Raw genomic sequence first — 16802 nt, 5'->3', positions numbered from 1 at the left:
ACACGCTACGCTCCCTTCACACTTAAAGGTTTCCGCCAACGAGAACAATTCTTCCCGCATCAAAAAATTAGGGTTGCCTAAAACAAACCGATGTGGCGGCGACCGATAGTCGCGCCGCGGCTCAGTCGGCCAGCGGCGAGCGAAGCGCCCGCTCTATCGGCGTCTCACCCGAGAGCAACTCGAAGGTCACCCCGTACGTGCTCACCATCGGCAGGGCCGCGACGAGCGTCGCCGCGACGTCCTCGCGGGGAACCGACGCCGCCGACCGGTCGAGGTCGGCACCGACGCGGACGTGGCCCGTACCCGGCTCGTCCGTCAACGCCCCCGGTCGCGCGATGGTCGCCGTCAGCTCGCTCTCGCGGAGGTACGCGTCCGCCTCGGCCTTCGCGCGCAGGTACTCCCGGAGCTCCGCGGGGCTCTCCCCGGGCGCCTCGGCGTTCATCGCGCTCAACATCACGAAGCGCTCGACGTCCGCGTCCGCACAGGCGTCGACGCAGTTCCTCGCCCCGTCCCGGTCGACGCCCCACACGTCCGCACCGCTCGACCCGGCGGCGAAGACGAGCGCGTCCGCACCGCTCTCCTCGAGCGCGGCGTCGAGCGAGTCACGGGCCGTCACGTCGCCCCGAACCGGCGTCGCGCCGAGCGCCGCGATATCGTCGTCGTACGACGGCGTCCGAACCATCCCGTGCGCCGCGTGGTCGTCGTGTTCCGCGAGCAGGCGCGTCACGTGCTGGCCGACCGCGCCGTGCGCACCCGCGACGAGTACGTCCATGCGGACCCGTGGACGCGCGGCGGCCAAGAACGCTGTGCCCGACGACGCGCTCACGTTCGAGAGCCGGCGCTCCGCGGGCGTGAAAGAACGGAGAGAAGCGGAACGCGACGTGAGCGTGCGCGGGCTCGCGCCCGTCACGTGTTCGGGCCCGAACCGGCGTACTCGGGGCCGACGCCGCTCGTGTGTGCAGTCGCCCCTACGGGCCGACTTACTCGGTCAGCTGGACGACGTTCCCGTTGCGCGAGATGTGAAGGTCGTCGCCGACGTTGTACCCCTGCGACTCCGCGAGGTCGACGTACGGCGCGAGGCCGCCGAGCGACTGGTGGGCGGGGATGATGTTGTCCGGGCGGACCGCCTGGAGCATCCGGTAGTGGCCCTCCTCGCGGAGGTGACCGGAAACGTGAATCTCGTCGTAGATGCGCGCGCCCTGCATCTTCAGGAGCTTCTCCGCGGCGTAGCGCTGGCCCTCGTTGGTGGGCTCGGGGATGACGCGGGCGCTGAAGACGACCTTGTCGCCGTCGTCGAACTGGAACGGCGTCTCGTCACGCGCCATCCGGGTGAGCATCGCGCGCGGCTCGCCCTGGTGGCCGGTGACGACCGGGAGGAAGTTGCCCTTCCCCTCGTTCATGATGCGCTTGAAGGCGCGCTCGCGCGAGCGCCGGTGGCCGTAGATTTCGAGGTCGTCCGGAATCGGGTAGCCCAGGTCACGCGCCGTGTTCGTGTACTTCTCCATCGAGCGCCCGAGGAGGATCGGCTTGCGGCCGATCTCCTTCGCGAACTCGACGAGGCTGGAGACGCGGGAGACGTGACTGGAGAACGTCGTGGCGACGATGCCGCCGGTGTAGTCCTCGAAGCTCTTCAGCGTGTCGTGGAGGTGCTTGCGCGCGACGGACTCGCTCGGCGTGCGGCCCTTCCGGCCCGCGTTCGTGCAGTCCTCGATGTAGCAGAGGACGCCCTCGTCGCCGAGCTCCTCGAAGCGCTCCATGTCGAAGGGGTCCTCGAGGACGGGGTTGTGGTCGATGCGCTTGTCGAGGCCGTAGACGATAGCGCCCTCGGGCGTGTGGAGGACGGGGCTGACCGCGCCGACGATGGAGTGCGTGACGTGGACGAACTCCATCTCGACCTCGTCGCCGATTTCCATCGTCCCGCCGGCCTCCATCTTCACGAGGTCGTTGTCGACGTCGAACTTCGACTCGTCCTCGATCTCCTGACGGACGAGCTCGATGGTGAACGGCGAACCGACGACGGGCGCGTCGTAGCGGTGCGCGAGCTTCCCGATTGCGCCGATGTGGTCGAGGTGGCCGTGCGTCGGCACGATGGCCTTCACGTCCCCTTCGAGCTCGCTCATGACGCGGTCGTCCGGGATGGCACCCATGTCGATCAGGTCGAGGCTGTGCATCTGCTCCGTGCGGACGTCGTCGTGGATGAGGACCTGCGAGAGGTTGAGCCCCATGTCGAAGACGACGATGTCGTCGCCCACACGGACGGCCGTCATGTTGCGGCCGACTTCCTCGTAGCCGCCGATTGTCGCAATTTCGATTTCCATATGTATGAGCCGATCAATGCGTTCCTGCGACGACGCCCGCGACGTCGACGACGCAGCGCCCACCCGACCCGGCGGTCGAGCATGGCGGTGCGTCCCCGACGAACGCGTCGTCGCGGACCGCACGTCTTTCGGATACGTGGACTGTGGAGTTCGGGCCTTAAGAGCTTCCGGGTTCTCAGCGCCCTCCCCCGCCGGACGACGGGGGCGACCGCTCGGGATGGCTCCCGAGCGCGCAATAGCCCTCCGTATCGGGTTTCTTGGACGTGCCGCCCGTCGGGTCGGCCGCATGTCACGCGCGCTCCTCTTGCGCTGTCCGGTCTGCGACGCGACGCACGCCTTCCGCGGCGACCGGGACGACCACGAGAAGGCCGAACTCCTCGACCGCGCAGACGACCACCTCCGCGACCACGCGCTCGGCGAGAGCGCCCGCGCGATACGGAAACACGAGGTCGTCGCCGACGCCGAAGAGCGCATCCTCGCCGGCGACGAACTCGACCGGCTCCCGACCGACGGCTGGCGAGCGGACGTTGCGCTCGTCGGCTGAGCGCTCAGTGCTCGATGCCGCCCACGACCGCCGTGTGGGCGATCAGCCACTCCCCGTCGACGCGGCGGTACTCGTCTCGGTACTCGGCCTGCTCCGTCCCCGTCTCGCCGTCGACCGCGTAGTGGAGCGTGAGGTACCACCGGCCCGTCGCGGTGTCACCCTCGACGTCGATGACGGGGTTCGTGAGGACGTGGGCGGTCTCGTCGAAGGCGTCCTCGATGCTCGCGGCGAACTCCCGGAGCTCCGCGTCGCCCTCGAAGCGCTCGCCCTCCGGGGTGTCGAAGCGGGCGTCCTCGGTGAAGCAGTCGACCACGGCGTCGTACGCCCGGTCGTCGATGCGGTACGCGTACTCGCGTTTGACCCGCTCGATGGCCTGAATGTCAGCTGGTGGCATGGTACGGAGTCGTTCGGCGAGCTACATAATACGCGGGTGCGACGCACTTATGATGACGGAAGGAATCGGGTAGTCCCAACCGCTGACAGGCGGCGCGCGCCCACACGATGCATTCGACACCTACCTATCGGACGAATCGGGACCTCTTCTCGAATCACTACCTCGACGACCACCTCCGCGAGACGGAACCGTGGGAGTCGGTCGACGACGGCGACGTGCGAGCGGCCTACGAGTCGATCCGCGACCTCGTTGCGGAGAAGCGCGAACGCGTCGCCGACTACAACGAGGCACAACTCGAACGGAACGTCATCCGTCCCGTGTTCGAGGTCCTCGGGATTCCCTTCGAGATCGAGGAGACCGTCCGACGGAACGCGCGCCGTCCCGACTACGGCTTCTTCCCGAGCTCTGAGGCGGCGGACGCGGCGTTCGACCGCGAGGACTTCTACGCGGAGGCCGTCGCCGTCGCCGACGCGAAGCGATGGGGGCGCAAGCTCGACACGCGCGGCGAGGCCAAACGCGACTTCGAGAACCCGAGCTACCAGATACACGCCTACCTCCAGGAGACCCCGGTCGAGTGGGCCGTCCTCACGAACGGCGCACAGTGGCGACTCTACTACGGGCCGACGAGCCACCGCCTCGACTCCTACTACGAGATCGACCTGCCCGCGCTCCTCGACACCATCGAGTCCGGCGACGCGGGGATGGAGGCGTTCAAGGAGTTCTACTGCTTCTTTCGCCACGAGGCGTTCCTCCCGGACGCCTCGGGCGAGTGCTTCCTCGACGACGTCCACGACGAGTCGAGCGTCTTCGCGGAAGCCATCGGCGAGGACCTCCAAAACAACATCTACGAGGCCATCCGCGTCCTCGCCGCGGGGTTCCTCGACCGGCACGACGACCTCGACCGCTCGGACCTCGACCTCGTCCACGACGCCTCGCTCATCTACCTCTATCGCCTCATCTTCGTCCTCTACGCCGAGAGCGAAGGCCGCGACCTCCTCCCGACGGACAACGACATCTACGCGGAGAGCTACGCGCTCAACGACCTGAAGCGCGAGGTCGCATCGAAGCGCGACGAGACGCGCCAACACTACCAGCCGTGGCAGACGACGCTCTGGGACACCCTGGAGGAGCTCTTCGAGCTCATCGACCAGGGGAGCGAGGCGAAGGGGATCGACCCGGATACCCTCTACGTCCCCGCGTACAACGGCGGGCTGTTCCGCACCGACCCCGGCCCGGACGACGGCGCGGAGGCGCGCTTCCTCGCCGCCCACGACGTCGGCGACCAACACCTCGCGGAAGTGCTCGACCTCCTCACGCGCCGCGAGCGCGAGGGCGACGGCGAGACCGACGGTGACGGCGACGCGGACGGCCGGGTGTTCGTCGACTACTCCTCGCTCGACGAGCGCCACCTCGGGTCGATCTACGAGGGCCTCCTCGAATACCGCCTCGACGTCGCCGACGAACCGCTCGCGCTCGACGACGGCGAGTACGTCCCCGCCGAGGCGGACGACGCCGTCGCGGTCGCGGCCGGCGAGGTCTACCTCCGTACGGACGCGGGTGAGCGCAAGGCCACCGGGTCGTACTACACGCCCGAGTACGTCGTCGAGTACATCGTCGACGAGACGCTCGGGCCGCTCGTCGACGACATCCGCGAGGACCTCCTCGCGCAGGACCCCTTCGAGCAGGCCGGCGGCGGCCAGTTCGCCGCGGAGTTCGCCGAGCGCGTCTTCCAGTTGAAGGTCCTCGACCCCGCGATGGGCTCCGGGCACTTCCTCGTGAACGCCGTCGACTACCTCGCCCGCGAGATCATCGACGCCCAAGAGCGCCAGGACCAGCAAGCCGCCGCGTCCGGCGAGGAGGCTCGAATCAGCGACCCCACCACCGAGGAGGGCGAGCTTCGGGACATCAACTGGGCGCGCCGGAAGGTCGCCCAGCGGTGTCTCTACGGCGTCGACCTCAACCCCCTCGCCACCGAGTTGGCGAAGGTCTCGCTCTGGCTTCGCACCCTCGCCGCCGAGCAGCCCCTCGCCTTCCTCGACCACCACCTCAAAACCGGGAACTCCCTCGTCGGGAGCGACATCGAGGCGGTCCTCGGCGACGCGGACGACGACGAGGGCGGCCAGCTCACCCTCCAGCAGTCCTTCGACCACACGCGCCAGCGCGCCCTGGAGCACGTCATGGAGCGCTTTTCGGACCTCCTCAGCATCGACAACGAGACGCTCGCGGACATCAAGGAGATGGAGGCCGTCTACGAGGCCGTCCGGGACGACGACCTCTACCAGCGCCTGCTCGCCATGGCGAACGTCCACACCGCCGCCGACTTCGGCCTCTCCGTCCCCGACGACGCCGAAGAACGCATGGCCGCCGCGCTCCGCGACGACTCGTGGGCCGACATCGAGGATCAGGACTGGTTCACGAGCGCGCAAGCCATGGCCGAGGACGAAGCCTTCTTCCACTGGGAACTGGAGTTCCCCGTCGCCTTCTACGGCGAGGACGGCGAACGGCTGGCGAACGCGGGGTTCGACGCCGTGATCGGGAATCCGCCGTACGTGAAGATACAGAACTTAGAGAAGTCTGTTCGGTCAGTCTACGAACAAGGGTATCAGACTGCAGAGCAGCGGTTCGATATTTACAATTTGTTCGTCGAGCGGGGATACTCGCTCACAACCAACAAATTTGGATACATCCTGCCAAACAAGTTCTTTGAGTCGAACGGAGGGCAGCCACTCAGAAGATTCATCGCTGAACAGGGAGCACTCTCAGAAGTCGTTGACTTCGGGAAAGAGCAGGTATTTGACGGAGTATCTACATATACGTGTTTACTTTTCCTAAGTAAGGAACGGTCTACAAGGCCGCGTTATGTACAAGTCCGCGACGATCCAATGCAAATACGACGCTCATTAGAATTTCGACATGTGTCGATAGAAAGTGGAGAGAAATGGAATTTCCTCACTAAAAACGAAAAGGAGATCGTCTCGAAAATTGAAGGAACAGGAACAGAGCTCGGGGAAGCTATTGAACAGATGTTTGTTGGAGTGCAAACAAGCGCGGATAAGACGTTTGTTCTCCAAGAGTGTGAGATTAGTGGAGAGGAGGTTTCAGGATACTCTAGGTCATCTGATAGGGAAGTCACAGTAGAATCTGGAATATGCCACCCATACGTTACCGGAAGCGAGGTCCAGCGATATCAGTCGCCAGAGACACAGCAGTACATCATCTACCCGTATACTGAGGAGGGGAGATTACTACAGGAAGATGAACTGTCAGAGATTTATCCGAAAGCATTCAGCTATCTTAGCGAAAACCGGGATAGCTTAGCATCCCGTGGAGGTGAGAACCAACAATTTGAGTCGTGGTTTGCTCACTGGTGTCCACGAACTCCCGAGAAATTTGAGCGTGAAAAGGTTCTTATCCCAGAAATCGTCAAAGGGGGGAATGCAGGCTTAGACCGAAGCGGTGAGCTATATCACTCTACGACCGTATATAGCCCGATCCTTCCAGATGGTTCGGGAACATCTATCACTAATGAAGGAATACTCTCTATCCTCAATTCACAGCTGATCTGGTTCTACATTATGAAAACGGGGACAGTTCTTCGTGGTGGGTATTACCGATACAAGACAGAGTATTTGGAACCGATTGGATTACCCGAAAGTGTTCCAGCAGAGGCGAAGGAAGCAGTAAACGAGGTTATTGAGCTTACTGACCGCCGCGCATCCCTCAATCTCTCCCTCCGCGACTACCTCGGCAACTACGCCGAGGGGCCGAGCCTCCCCGACGTCGGGCTCTATCAGCCGACGGGCGCGAACATCCTCGACGCGACGACGGAGGACTACGAGAAACTGCGCGTCGGCGAGGTGCGCACGAAACGCGACGGCGAGACGGTCACTATCGAGGCGACGGCGCGCTACAAGCCCGAGAACGAAGAGGCGTACGAGACGGACCAGTGGGGCTACACGGAGACGGAGTACCACGAGGCGTTCGCGCTCGCGGACCTCGACGAGACCGAAGCGACGCTAATCGAGGCGTTCGTCCCCGTCGCCGTCGCGGAGGCGGACGGCTTCGCAGGCTTTCGGGACAACGCGACGAAGACGAACTCGCTCGTGGACCGCCTGAAGGCGATCACGCTGCCCGACCCCGACGACGTCGCGGCGGACCTCGAACGCTACGCGGAGACGCGCGAGCGCGCCGCGGAACTCGACGCGAAGATCGAGGAGACGGACCGGCTAATCGACGAAATCGTCTACGACCTCTACGACCTCACGGAGGAGGAAATCGAAATCGTAGAAGAGTCGGTGGGGGAGTAGAGCAGGAACGTCGAGCGCGAAGCGCTCGGAATTTTTCGCCCTCGCGGGACCTGCGGCCCCGCTTCGTCCCGCACTCTCGTTGCTCGCGCGGACCGTGTTTTTGCGGGAGTGGTCGCCGGAGGCGACCCGAACCGGAAAAAGATGGTCGACGGTCGTAGAAGAGGCGGTGGGGGAATCGGTCGTCGCGTCGCCGAGCGGAACGCGGCGACCGACACACCACGTACCGAGTGACCGGCGGGGTCGGACACGACTCGGACTATCGTGCTTTCACTCGGTGTGCGGTGTGTGGGCGCGACGCCGTCGTCGCCCGAAACCCCGATTCAGTCCGACAGGCGGACGCCGTAGGTGAGGTCGACGTCGGCGATACGCCACGCCCCCTCGACGCGCTCGAAGGTGTCCTCGTAGGTGGCCTGCTGGACGGCGGTCTCGCCGTCGGCGGTCTCCTGGTAGAGCGCGAGGTACCATCGGCCCGTCGCCGTGTCGCCCTCGACGTCGACGACGCCGTTCGTCAGGGTGTGGGCGGTCTCGGCGTAGGCGTCGTCGAAGACCTCGGTGGCGAACGTGTCGAGTTCGTCGTGGCCCTCGAAGGCCGTGCCGTCGTCGCCGCAGAAGCGGCCGTCCTCGGTGAAGAGAGCGACCCACTCGTCGTAGTCGCCGTCGTCGATGCGGTACGCGTACTCGTGTTTGAGGCGCTCGATGGCGCGGACGTCGTCGCTCACACGGGCGTCTGGGGCCGCCGCCGAGATAAGGGTCCGCGTCGCGGCGCGTGTTGCGCGGGACGCGGGGTGCGTCGTCGCGGCGTGCGGGCGCATCTCGATACGGCCCCTTTTCCGCGTGGCGCACGTCCACGGTGTATGAGCATCACCGACGGCGACACGGTCACGTTCGAGTACACGGGACGACTGGACGACGGCACGGTCTTCGACACCTCGCGGGAGGACGTCGCGGCCGAGGCGGGGCTCGCGGAGGCCCAGCCGGAGCGCGACTACGACCCGCTGACGGTCGAGGTCGGCGCGGGCGCGGTCATCGAGGGGATGGAGGAGGGCCTGCGCGGTCTCGACGTCGGCGACGAGGAGACGCTGGAGATTCCGCCCGAGGAGGCGTACGGCGAGTGGCGCGAGGAGGCCGTCCAGGAGTTCGAGACGGCGGAGCTGCGCGAGATGCTGGGCGAGACGCCCGAGGAGGGCGCGTACCTGCAGGCCCAGAGCGGCCAGCAGGGCGAGGTCGTCCACGTCGACGAGGAGACGGTCCGCGTCGACTTCAACCCGGAGCTGGCGGGCGAGACGCTGACGTTCGAGGTCGAAGTCGTCGACGTCGAAGACTGACGGAACCGACGAAACCGACGGGCCGACCGACTCGCGAAGCGACCGGGACCGACGAGGCTACCGGGTCGCGGTGACGGCGAGGGTCTCGACGCGCTCGTCCGCACGGTCGACGTCGAAGCCGGCGCCCGCGAGCATCGCGGCGGCGTCGTCGGCCTCGTAGCGCTCGCTCAGCGGCGGGCCGGTCTCGCCCGCGCCGGCGGCGCTCCAGTCGACGAGCGCGAGGCGCGCGCCCGGCCGGCAGACCCGCGCGAGTTCGGCGACGCTCGCGTCGTCCGCGAACTCGTGGAACGTCATCGTGCCGTACGCGCCGTCGAGCGCGTCGTCGGCGAACGGCAGGTCACCGACGTCCGCGGCGACGAGGTCGACGTTCGCGGGGAGGCCGGGCTCGGTCGCCCCCCTCTCGGCGCGCTCGTCGCGCGCGCTCTTCTGGCGGTAGTAGTCGTGCATCGCCGGCTGGACGTCGACGGCGTGGAGCGTCCCGACGTGGGGCGCGACGTCGTCCGCGTAGAACCCCGTTCCGCTCCCGAGGTCCGCGACGACGGCCGCGGGGTCGGGCGCGAGCATCCCGAGGAGTTCCTCGCGCGAACAGTAGCGATACCGCTCGGCCGCGTCCTCCAGGCGCGCGGCCTGTTCGGCGTCGAAGGTGTGAAAGCCCATAGTCCCCCTTCGCCGGCCAGCGCCATAGGTCGCGGGATGGAGGCGCCGTGCGACCGCGCCGGACGCGTCGTCCGCGACAGCCGACGGACACCGTGGCACACCCGAGGGTTCGAAAACCGAATCTATCGGGGTACCTGAGTTCGCTTTCGAAGGCACAAACGGCGTAAGTGGGGCACCCGTACGTTCACCCGTCATGACGAAGACCTACACCGTCACGGGCATGTCGTGTGGTCACTGCGAGCAGAGCGTCGAGGACGCCGTCGGCGAGCTCGAGGGCGTCGAATCCGCCGAGGCCGACAACGAGGCGGACACGCTCGTCGTCGAGGGCGAACCGGACGACGACGCGGTCGCGGCCGCCGTCGACGAGGCCGGCTACGAGGCCTCGGCGTAACGCGGGCCCCGAGTCGCACGCCCCGTACGCCGCGCCGCCGCGCGCCCCGCCCCGTCACGCACGGGCGAACCGACCGCCGATTCCCCCGACCCAATCCGACCCGAACACCACCGATGGACACGCGTGACTACCTGATACTCGCCGGGATGGCCGCACTGGTCGTCGTCGTCGGCGCGCTCGCGACGACGAAACCGCTCGACGCGTATCTCGTCGCGGGCGCGGTCGAGGCCGCGCGCACCACCGCCGCGATGGCGTGGATAACGTGGTGGGCGCTGGTCTTCGGCTTCGCCATCGCGGGCGGCGTCGAGGCGTGGGTGGACTCGGACGACATCGCCGACCACCTCGCGGGCGACGGCCCGCGGGCACTCGCGCTCGGGACGTTCTTCGGCTTCGTCTCCTCCTCGTGTAGCTACTCCGCCATCGCCACCGCGAAGAACCTCTACAAGAAGGGCGCGAGCGCCGGCGCGAGCCTCGGCGCGTTCATGTTCGCCTCGACGAACCTCGTCATCGAGATCGGCTTCGTCATCTGGCTGCTGTTGGGGTGGCAGTTCGTCCTCGCGGACTTCCTCGGCGGTCTCGTCCTCATCGCCCTCCTCGCGCTCGCCTTCCGCTACGTCGTCCCCGACGACGTCCTCGAACGCGCCCGCGAGCACGCGACGGACGACGACGACACCGTCAGCTGTCCGAACTGCGGGATGGACGTCGACCCCGAGGAGACGGAGTACACCCGCGAGGTGGAGGGCACCACCTACTACTTTTGCTCGCGCTCGTGCATGGAGTCGTGGGACCCCGAGGCCGCGAACACGACGATACGCGAGCGCGCGACGTCGCTCGCCGGCTGGCGCGACCTCGCCGACAAGCAGTACAAGGAGTGGGGGATGCTCTACGACGAGATCGCGCTCGGCTTCGTCTTCGCGGGTATCCTCGCGGGCTTCGTCCCGCAGTCCGTCTGGACCGCGCTCTTCGGCACCGAAGTGCTGGGTTCGCCCGCGATCACCGTCGTCGCGATGGCGCTCCTCGGCGCGGTCGTCGGCGTCGTCACCTTCGTCTGCTCCGTCGGCAACGTCCCCTTCGGCGCGCTGCTCTACACCGAGGGCCTCCCCTTCGGCGGCGTCCTCTCCTACATCTACGCCGACCTCGTCATCCCGCCCATAATGGAGGCCTACCGGGAGTACTACGGCGGGACGTTCGCCGCCGTCCTCTCCGCGCTCATCTTCGTCGCCGCGGTCGTCACCGGCGTCCTCGTCCACGTCGTCTTCGTCGCGCTCCACGGGGCCACCGGCATCGTCTTCGTCCCGGACCCGGCGACGGCGACCGTCACCGAACTCCGAATCGAACTCAACTACAAGGCCGCGCTGAACGCGCTCGCCGTCGTCGTCTTCGCCGCCCTCTACTGGCTCCACCGGACGGGCGACGACGCCATGGACGGCGACGGTGGCGGCGGTCGCGGGCACGACGGAAGTCACGACGGGGGCACCCACGACCACGGACGCGACGAGGGTCACGGGAGCGACGCCGCGGCCGACTGAGGAGCGGGAGCGGGCGAACGGCGCGGCGTGACGGAACGACTCGACGCGGGTGTCAGAGAGGGGGCGGTGACGTCGGGGTTAGCGCGCCTTGAAGGCGTTCGCGCTCCTCTCCGTACCTATGGCAGACCCGAACCCGACGCCGGGCATCCACCACGTGACCTGCGTGGCGAGCGATCCGCAGCAGAACCTCGACTTCTGGGTGGAGACGCTCGGCCTCCGCCTCGTGAAGCGCTCGATCAACCAGGACGACCCGGGCACCTACCACTTCTTCTTCGCGGACGCGGAGGGGACGCCCGGGACGAGCATGACGTTCTTCCCGTGGGGCGACATGCAACAGGGGACGGTCGGCTCCGGGCAGGTCGCCCGAACCGCCTTCCGCGTGCCCGCGGGGAGCCTCGACTACTGGGAGGCGCGCTTCGACGACCACGGCGTCGACTACGACGAGCGCGTGGAGCGCTTCGGCGAGACCGTCCTCCCCTTCCGCGACCCCGACGGGCTCCCCGTCGAGCTCGTCGCCGTCGAGATTCCCGACGACGACCCGACCGTCCCGTGGGAGGCCTTCGTCCCCGCCGAGCACGCCATCCGGGGCTTTCACTCCGTGACGCTCTGGCTCACCGACCCCGGGCCGACGACCGAGCTCCTCGAAACGATGGGCCTCGAACAGGTCGGCACCGAGCAGTCCCAGGGCGACACCCCCGGCGACGAGCGCACGCGATTCGAGGCCGCGGGCGAGGTGGGACAGTACGTGGACGTCCTCCCGACCGTCTCGGCGAGCCGGCAGGGCCACGGCACCGTCCACCACGTCGCCTTCCAGACGCCGACGGACGACGACCAGGCCGAGATGCGCACGGCCGTCCGCTCGATGGGCCTGCGCCCCACCCAGCAGATCGACCGCCACTGGTTCCGCTCCGTCTACTTCCGCGAGTTCGACGGCGTCCTCTTCGAGCTCGCCACGTCCGAGCCGGGCTACGCGAGCGACGAACCCCTCGACGACCTCGGCGGTCGCCTCGTCCTCCCCGGAACGTTCGAGGACCGCCGCGAGGAGATCGAGGCGAACCTCCCGGACGTGACGGTCCCGACGCCCGACGAGGAGGAGCGCGCCGACGTCGAGGCCGACGCGGACGACTGAACGGGGGAGAGACGGCCGGAACGAACGGGGGGCGACGCTCCTGTATCGGTCTACGCCCCGTCCGCCCCGTCCGTCCTGTCCACCCCGTCCGCGAGTTCCTCGTAGCGCTCCGCGAAGCGCGCCTCGCAGGTCGGACAGCAGAACCGATAGCGGTCGCCGCCGAAGCGGGCGCTCGTCCCCTCGTCCGTGACGGTGTTCCCGCACTCCGCGCAGGCGACGGCGAGGTCCGCGTCGGCGAGGTCGTTCGTCCAGTCGCTCGCCGCGAGGACCGAGACGTCGTAGTCCGCGACGACCGTCGTGTCGAGCGCGTCCGCGAGCCACGACTCGACGTCCGCGTTCGGGAGGCTGACGTGCGCGACGACGCGCGCGTCCGCGCTCCGGTAGACGTGCTGGGTGCCCGCGGCCTCGCGCAGGGCCGCGTAGACGGCCGTCGCGTGGCCGGGTTCGACCGCGACGTCGACGAGCAGCGGCACCCGACCCGCGAACGTCGAGCGATCGACGTCGACCGTGAAGCGCTCGATGACGGCGGCCTCGCGGAGCCGCGAGACGCGCTCCGAGACGGCGGGTCCGGAGAGGCCGACCTCGTCCGCGATCTCGCTGTACGGTCGGCGCGCGTCCGCGTGGAGGAGTCGGAGAATCTCCCGGTCGGTCTCGTCCAGGTCGTTCACGGCTCGTCTAGCGGCCGCGGGGGCAAGGCGATTTCGGGGGGCGGCGACGAACCGGGCCCGCGAGCGTGGTCCGGCGCGTGCCGCGGGCCGAACCTACTTCATCGGGGGCGGCGAAGGGACGCCCGTGCGACGAAGCCCTACGGGTGAGCGAGTGTGACGTACGAGAACGTGCTCGTGCCGACGGACGGGAGCGGCGGGGTACAGGACTCGGTGACGCAGGCGCTCGACATCGCCGAGCGCGCCGACGCGACGGTCCACGCCCTCTACGTGGTCGACGGGAGCCTCCGCAAACGGCTCGGTGACGTCGCGTTCCGTGACGACGACCTCCGCGTCGCCGGCGAGAACGCGGTCGCGTCCATCGAGGGCGCGGCCCACCGCGCCGGCCTCGACGCCAAGACCGAGATCGTCGAGGGCGACCCGGCGGGCGAAATCCTCTCCTACGTCGCCGACAACGCCATCGACCTCGTCGTGATGGGGACGCACGGCCGCGAGGGGGCCGCGCGCGCCGTCCTCGGGAGCACGACCGAGCGAGTCCTCCGCCGCGCCGACGTGCCCGTCCTCGTCGTCCACACGACGAAACACGAGTGACGGCGCGGGGGACGCGGAGTCCGGCGGCGGCGCGGAACGCCCGAACCCGACCTCACTCGCGGTCCCCGACCGCGATGACCTGCGCGTCCGTCGTCACCGCGAGCACCTCGTCGTCGCCGTCACCGTCGAGGTCCGCGCTTCGGAGCCCCGCCCAGACGGCGACGTCCTCGTCCTCCCAGCCCCAGACCCCGCGGGACGCGCCGGAGGCCGCGTCGAACGCCCGCATCGGGCCGTGGCCCGTCGTTGCCACGACCGACCGGTTCCCGTCGCCGTCGAGGTCCGCGAGCGTCGGCGGCGGCACGTAGTGGCGCTCCCGGTCGAGCGTCCGGTTCCAGACGACCCGCCCCGTGGCGAGGTCGTAGGCCGTGAGCCGGCCGTCCGTGCTCGTCACGTACGCGCGCGCTGACGCGTCCGGCGCGGGACGACCGACCGCACCGACCGCGAGCGTCCCCGTCCCCGCACTCCGGTGTCGCCACAGGCGCGTCCCGTTCGCCGCGATTGCCTCGACGTGCGCGCCGTCCGTCGCCGCGTTCTGCCCGGTTCCGACGAGGACATCGCGGCCGTCGAGGGTGCCCGCGCGGAGGAACCGCGTCGGTTCGTGGCGACGCCACAGCGTCTCGCCCGTCGCCGGGTCGAGCGCGACGAGGCCGCCCGTCGTCCCGAGGACGAGCGCGCGCGTCCCCGAGGCCGTCGTCACCACCTGGGGCTCCTGTCCCCGGACGTTGTCCGGGAACGACCGGTGCCACGCGACCGACCCGTTCGGGCGATAGGCCCACACGTCGCCGGTCATCGACGGGAGGACGACGCGCGTCGGAGCGTCGACCACCACCGGCCGGACGAACGGCATCCCGCGCGGGAACGATGTGTTCAGCACCGAGCGGCCGCTCGCGGCGTCCGCCGCGTAGAGCCGGCGCTCGTGCGTCGCCCACACGACGTCGAGGCGGCCGTCGCCGTTCACGTCCCCGAAGGTCGCGTCCCCGGTGGGTTGCGTCCCGCACGCGTCGCTCGGGATGGCGCGCGTCCAGCGCGTCCCGCCCGAGCCGTTCAGGACGACGAACGAACACGTCACGTTCGCGCCGGCGTCGCCGAACCCGGTCGCGACGTACGTCTCGCCGTCCGCCCGGGCCGCGACGGCCGGATGGTGCGACCCGCCGGGATTGGCCGGCGTGTCGCTGACCCAGACGGGACCGAGGGCACCGTCGTCGAACGAGAGCGGCCCGACGTCCACGTCCACGCCTGCGCCCGCGCCCGCACACCCCGCGAGGACGACCAGCGCGAGGACGGCGAGACCCACGACGACCCGGGAACGAGTGCGCATCACGACGGGGTTGGGGACGCCGCGACGTGAGTCGCCCGGTTCGCCCCCGCCGGGGACGGGAGCGAGGCGGACCGCTTAACCCGGACAGCGGCGAACGCCACCGCATGAGCGACGGCCTCGAACGGATGAGCGTCACCGTCCCGTCCAACCTCCGCGACGCCCTCGACGACGTGGTGGAGACGGGAGATTACGCGAGCCGCTCCGAAGCGACGCGCGACGCCCTCCGCGCGTTCGTCACCGAGTTCAACCGCCAGACCGGGCTCTCCGGAGCGCTCAGCGGGACCGTCGTCGTCCTCTACGACCACGACCACAGCGGCGTCGCCGAGGCCATGACCGACCTCCAACACGACTTCGCCGACACCATCATCGCCGTCCACCACGTCCACCTCAGCGACCACCTCTGCCTCGAATCCATCGCCGTCGAGGGCGACGGCGAGCGCATCGAGACCCTCCTCGACCGCCTCCGGCCGCTCGAAGGCGTCCACCACGTCAAGCTCACCGTCGTCGACGCCGAGAGCTGACCGTCGGCGGAGAGGGACGATTGCGGTGGTTTCCGACGCCTCCCGGAGCTACAAGCCCCGGCCGGTCCATCGTTCGGTATGCGCGCGTACGAGCTACGAGAGGAGGACCCGGAGTTCGAGGGACTGGAGATCGTCGAGCGCGAGCGCCCCGAGCCCGGCCCGGACGAGGTATTGGTGAAGATCGAGGCGGCCTCGATCAACTACCGCGACCTCGCCATCGCGGCGACGGAGTTCGGCTATCCGGGCGAGGAGTACCCGATGGTCCCGCTCTGCGACGGCGCGGGCGACGTCGTGGAGACGGGCGCGGACGTCGAGCGCCTGGAGGAGGGCGATTCGGTCGTCGCGCCGTTCTTCCCGGACTGGGTCGACGGGCCGGGAACGCCGGAGAAGACGCACACGGCGACCGGTGGGAATCGCCCGGGGACGCTCGCGGAGTACGCGGTCTTCCCGGCGGACGCGACGCCGCGGATGCCGGCGTCGCTCGACTACGAGGAGGCCTGCACGCTGACGTGTGCGGGGCTGACGGCGTGGACGGCGCTCGAGGAGCACGGCGACCTGACGCCGGGCGAGAGCGTGCTCTGTCTCGGGACGGGCGGCGTCTCGACGTTCGCGCTCCAGTTCGCGGACGCCGCGGGCGCGACGCCACTCGTCACGTCCTCCAGCGACGCGAAGCTCGACCTCGCGGAATCGCGGGGGGCCGAGGTGACCATCAACTACGAGGAGAACCCCGAGTGGGACGAGGCGGTCCTGGAGGCGACGGACGGCGTCGGCGTCGACCACGTCGTCGAGGTCGGCGGCGCGGGGACGCTCGAACGCTCGCTCGGGGCGGTGCGGTACAACGGCGAAGTTCACCTGATAGGCGTGCTCTCGGACCCCGAGGCGGATGTCTCGCCCCAGCCCGTCCTCCACAAGGCGAGCAGCGTGCGGGGCGTGAGCGTCGGGAGCCGCGCGGCGTTCGACCGGATGGCGCGCGCCATCGACGCGAACGGTATCGAGCCTGTCGTCGACCGGGTGTTCGGCTTCGAGGACGCGAGGGCGGCGTACCGCTACGTCTGGAACGGCGAGCACACCGGGAAGGTCGTCATCGAGGTCTGAGCGAGCCGGGAAGGCCGG

At 68.6% G+C, this 16802-nt stretch carries 16 protein-coding genes; 9 read left to right on the top strand and 7 right to left on the bottom strand.

The features are described 5' to 3' along the window. Window positions 1-121: 121 nt before the first annotated feature. Entirely contained in the window at window positions 122-772 is a 651-nt protein-coding gene (locus tag IEX84_RS05225; RefSeq protein WP_188870543.1) for an SDR family oxidoreductase, read from the bottom strand. Between the two features lie 208 nt (window positions 773-980). Further along, window positions 981-2318 (bottom strand): ribonuclease J, encoded by a 1338-nt coding sequence (locus IEX84_RS05220; RefSeq protein WP_188870541.1) that lies wholly within the window; start codon window positions 2316-2318, stop codon window positions 981-983. Window positions 2319-2604: 286 nt separating this feature from the next. Here IEX84_RS05220 and IEX84_RS05215 point away from each other — a divergent pair, with 286 nt between their 5' ends. After that, window positions 2605-2862 (top strand): hypothetical protein, encoded by a 258-nt coding sequence (locus tag IEX84_RS05215; protein WP_188870539.1) that lies wholly within the window; start codon window positions 2605-2607, stop codon window positions 2860-2862. 4 nt (window positions 2863-2866) lie between these two features. On the opposite strand, the gene IEX84_RS05210 is transcribed toward IEX84_RS05215, so the two are convergent. Then, window positions 2867-3256, bottom strand: coding sequence for a nuclear transport factor 2 family protein (locus IEX84_RS05210; protein WP_188870537.1), 390 nt, complete (start codon window positions 3254-3256; stop codon window positions 2867-2869). Window positions 3257-3363: 107 nt separating this feature from the next. Between IEX84_RS05210 and IEX84_RS05205 the strand changes: the two genes are divergently transcribed. Further along, the gene (locus IEX84_RS05205; RefSeq protein WP_188870534.1) at window positions 3364-7563 is read left to right on the top strand and encodes an Eco57I restriction-modification methylase domain-containing protein; all 4200 of its coding nucleotides are present in this window, start codon (window positions 3364-3366) and stop codon (window positions 7561-7563) included. Between the two features lie 320 nt (window positions 7564-7883). Here the strand turns inward: IEX84_RS05205 and IEX84_RS05200 are convergent, their stop codons facing one another. Next, window positions 7884-8282 carry a nuclear transport factor 2 family protein gene (locus IEX84_RS05200; protein WP_209590332.1) on the bottom strand — a complete coding sequence of 133 codons (399 nt, stop codon included), beginning with the start codon at window positions 8280-8282 and terminating at the stop codon, window positions 7884-7886. A 135-nt stretch (window positions 8283-8417) separates the two neighbouring features. On the opposite strand from IEX84_RS05200, the gene IEX84_RS05195 reads away from it, so the two are divergent. Beyond that, window positions 8418-8888 (top strand): FKBP-type peptidyl-prolyl cis-trans isomerase, encoded by a 471-nt coding sequence (locus IEX84_RS05195; RefSeq protein WP_188870530.1) that lies wholly within the window; start codon window positions 8418-8420, stop codon window positions 8886-8888. Window positions 8889-8945: 57 nt separating this feature from the next. Here the strand turns inward: IEX84_RS05195 and IEX84_RS05190 are convergent, their stop codons facing one another. Further along, entirely contained in the window at window positions 8946-9545 is a 600-nt protein-coding gene (locus IEX84_RS05190) for a class I SAM-dependent methyltransferase (RefSeq protein ID WP_188870528.1), read from the bottom strand. 193 nt (window positions 9546-9738) lie between these two features. On the opposite strand from IEX84_RS05190, the gene IEX84_RS05185 reads away from it, so the two are divergent. The 3 genes from IEX84_RS05185 to IEX84_RS05175 all read left to right on the top strand — a co-directional run bounded on the left by IEX84_RS05185 (window position 9739) and on the right by IEX84_RS05175 (window position 12594). Next, complete coding sequence (locus IEX84_RS05185) at window positions 9739-9936, top strand: heavy-metal-associated domain-containing protein (RefSeq protein WP_188870526.1); 198 nt, start codon at window positions 9739-9741, stop codon at window positions 9934-9936. A 113-nt stretch (window positions 9937-10049) separates the two neighbouring features. Further along, on the top strand, window positions 10050-11465 hold the full coding sequence (locus tag IEX84_RS05180; RefSeq protein ID WP_188870524.1) for a permease: 1416 nt from the start codon (window positions 10050-10052) through the stop codon (window positions 11463-11465). Between the two features lie 118 nt (window positions 11466-11583). Further along, window positions 11584-12594, top strand: a complete 1011-nt coding sequence (locus IEX84_RS05175) for a ring-cleaving dioxygenase (protein ID WP_188870523.1) — start codon at window positions 11584-11586, stop codon at window positions 12592-12594. Between the two features lie 50 nt (window positions 12595-12644). On the opposite strand, the gene IEX84_RS05170 is transcribed toward IEX84_RS05175, so the two are convergent. Then, the gene (locus tag IEX84_RS05170) at window positions 12645-13262 is read right to left on the bottom strand and encodes an AsnC family transcriptional regulator (RefSeq protein ID WP_188870521.1); all 618 of its coding nucleotides are present in this window, start codon (window positions 13260-13262) and stop codon (window positions 12645-12647) included. A 153-nt stretch (window positions 13263-13415) separates the two neighbouring features. On the opposite strand from IEX84_RS05170, the gene IEX84_RS05165 reads away from it, so the two are divergent. Beyond that, the gene (locus tag IEX84_RS05165) at window positions 13416-13850 is read left to right on the top strand and encodes a universal stress protein (RefSeq protein WP_188870518.1); all 435 of its coding nucleotides are present in this window, start codon (window positions 13416-13418) and stop codon (window positions 13848-13850) included. A gap of 52 nt (window positions 13851-13902) precedes the next feature. Here IEX84_RS05165 and IEX84_RS05160 read toward each other — a convergent pair whose 3' ends face one another. Beyond that, window positions 13903-15168 (bottom strand): outer membrane protein assembly factor BamB family protein, encoded by a 1266-nt coding sequence (locus IEX84_RS05160; protein ID WP_188870516.1) that lies wholly within the window; start codon window positions 15166-15168, stop codon window positions 13903-13905. Between the two features lie 104 nt (window positions 15169-15272). Between IEX84_RS05160 and nikR the strand changes: the two genes are divergently transcribed. Then, window positions 15273-15689, top strand: coding sequence for a nickel-responsive transcriptional regulator NikR (gene nikR, locus IEX84_RS05155; RefSeq protein ID WP_188870514.1), 417 nt, complete (start codon window positions 15273-15275; stop codon window positions 15687-15689). A 78-nt stretch (window positions 15690-15767) separates the two neighbouring features. Continuing rightward, a complete protein-coding gene (locus tag IEX84_RS05150) occupies window positions 15768-16784 on the top strand; it encodes a zinc-dependent alcohol dehydrogenase family protein (RefSeq protein WP_188870512.1) in 1017 nt (338 codons plus the stop codon). Window positions 16785-16802: the final 18 nt, after the last annotated feature.

The sequence above is a fragment of the Halarchaeum rubridurum genome, assembly GCF_014647115.1.
GTDB classification, from domain to species: domain Archaea; phylum Halobacteriota; class Halobacteria; order Halobacteriales; family Halobacteriaceae; genus Halarchaeum; species Halarchaeum rubridurum.
Note: the sequence above shows the minus strand (reverse complement) of the source record. Positions and strands in the feature narration are given on the sequence as shown.

Excerpts from the sequence above, each read along its gene's own strand:
- IEX84_RS05225 (WP_188870543.1), bottom strand. The coding sequence starts at position 772 with ATGGACGTACTCGTCGCGGGTGCGCACGGCGCGGTCGGCCAGCACGTG.
- IEX84_RS05220 (WP_188870541.1), bottom strand. The coding sequence starts at position 2,318 with ATGGAAATCGAAATTGCGACAATCGGCGGCTACGAGGAAGTCGGCCGC.
- IEX84_RS05215 (WP_188870539.1), top strand. The coding sequence starts at position 2,605 with ATGTCACGCGCGCTCCTCTTGCGCTGTCCGGTCTGCGACGCGACGCAC.
- IEX84_RS05210 (WP_188870537.1), bottom strand. The coding sequence starts at position 3,256 with ATGCCACCAGCTGACATTCAGGCCATCGAGCGGGTCAAACGCGAGTAC.
- IEX84_RS05205 (WP_188870534.1), top strand. The coding sequence starts at position 3,364 with ATGCATTCGACACCTACCTATCGGACGAATCGGGACCTCTTCTCGAAT.
- IEX84_RS05195 (WP_188870530.1), top strand. The coding sequence starts at position 8,418 with ATGAGCATCACCGACGGCGACACGGTCACGTTCGAGTACACGGGACGA.
- IEX84_RS05190 (WP_188870528.1), bottom strand. The coding sequence starts at position 9,545 with ATGGGCTTTCACACCTTCGACGCCGAACAGGCCGCGCGCCTGGAGGAC.
- IEX84_RS05185 (WP_188870526.1), top strand. The coding sequence starts at position 9,739 with ATGACGAAGACCTACACCGTCACGGGCATGTCGTGTGGTCACTGCGAG.
- IEX84_RS05180 (WP_188870524.1), top strand. The coding sequence starts at position 10,050 with ATGGACACGCGTGACTACCTGATACTCGCCGGGATGGCCGCACTGGTC.
- IEX84_RS05175 (WP_188870523.1), top strand. The coding sequence starts at position 11,584 with ATGGCAGACCCGAACCCGACGCCGGGCATCCACCACGTGACCTGCGTG.
- IEX84_RS05160 (WP_188870516.1), bottom strand. The coding sequence starts at position 15,168 with ATGCGCACTCGTTCCCGGGTCGTCGTGGGTCTCGCCGTCCTCGCGCTG.
- nikR (WP_188870514.1), top strand. The coding sequence starts at position 15,273 with ATGAGCGACGGCCTCGAACGGATGAGCGTCACCGTCCCGTCCAACCTC.
- IEX84_RS05150 (WP_188870512.1), top strand. The coding sequence starts at position 15,768 with ATGCGCGCGTACGAGCTACGAGAGGAGGACCCGGAGTTCGAGGGACTG.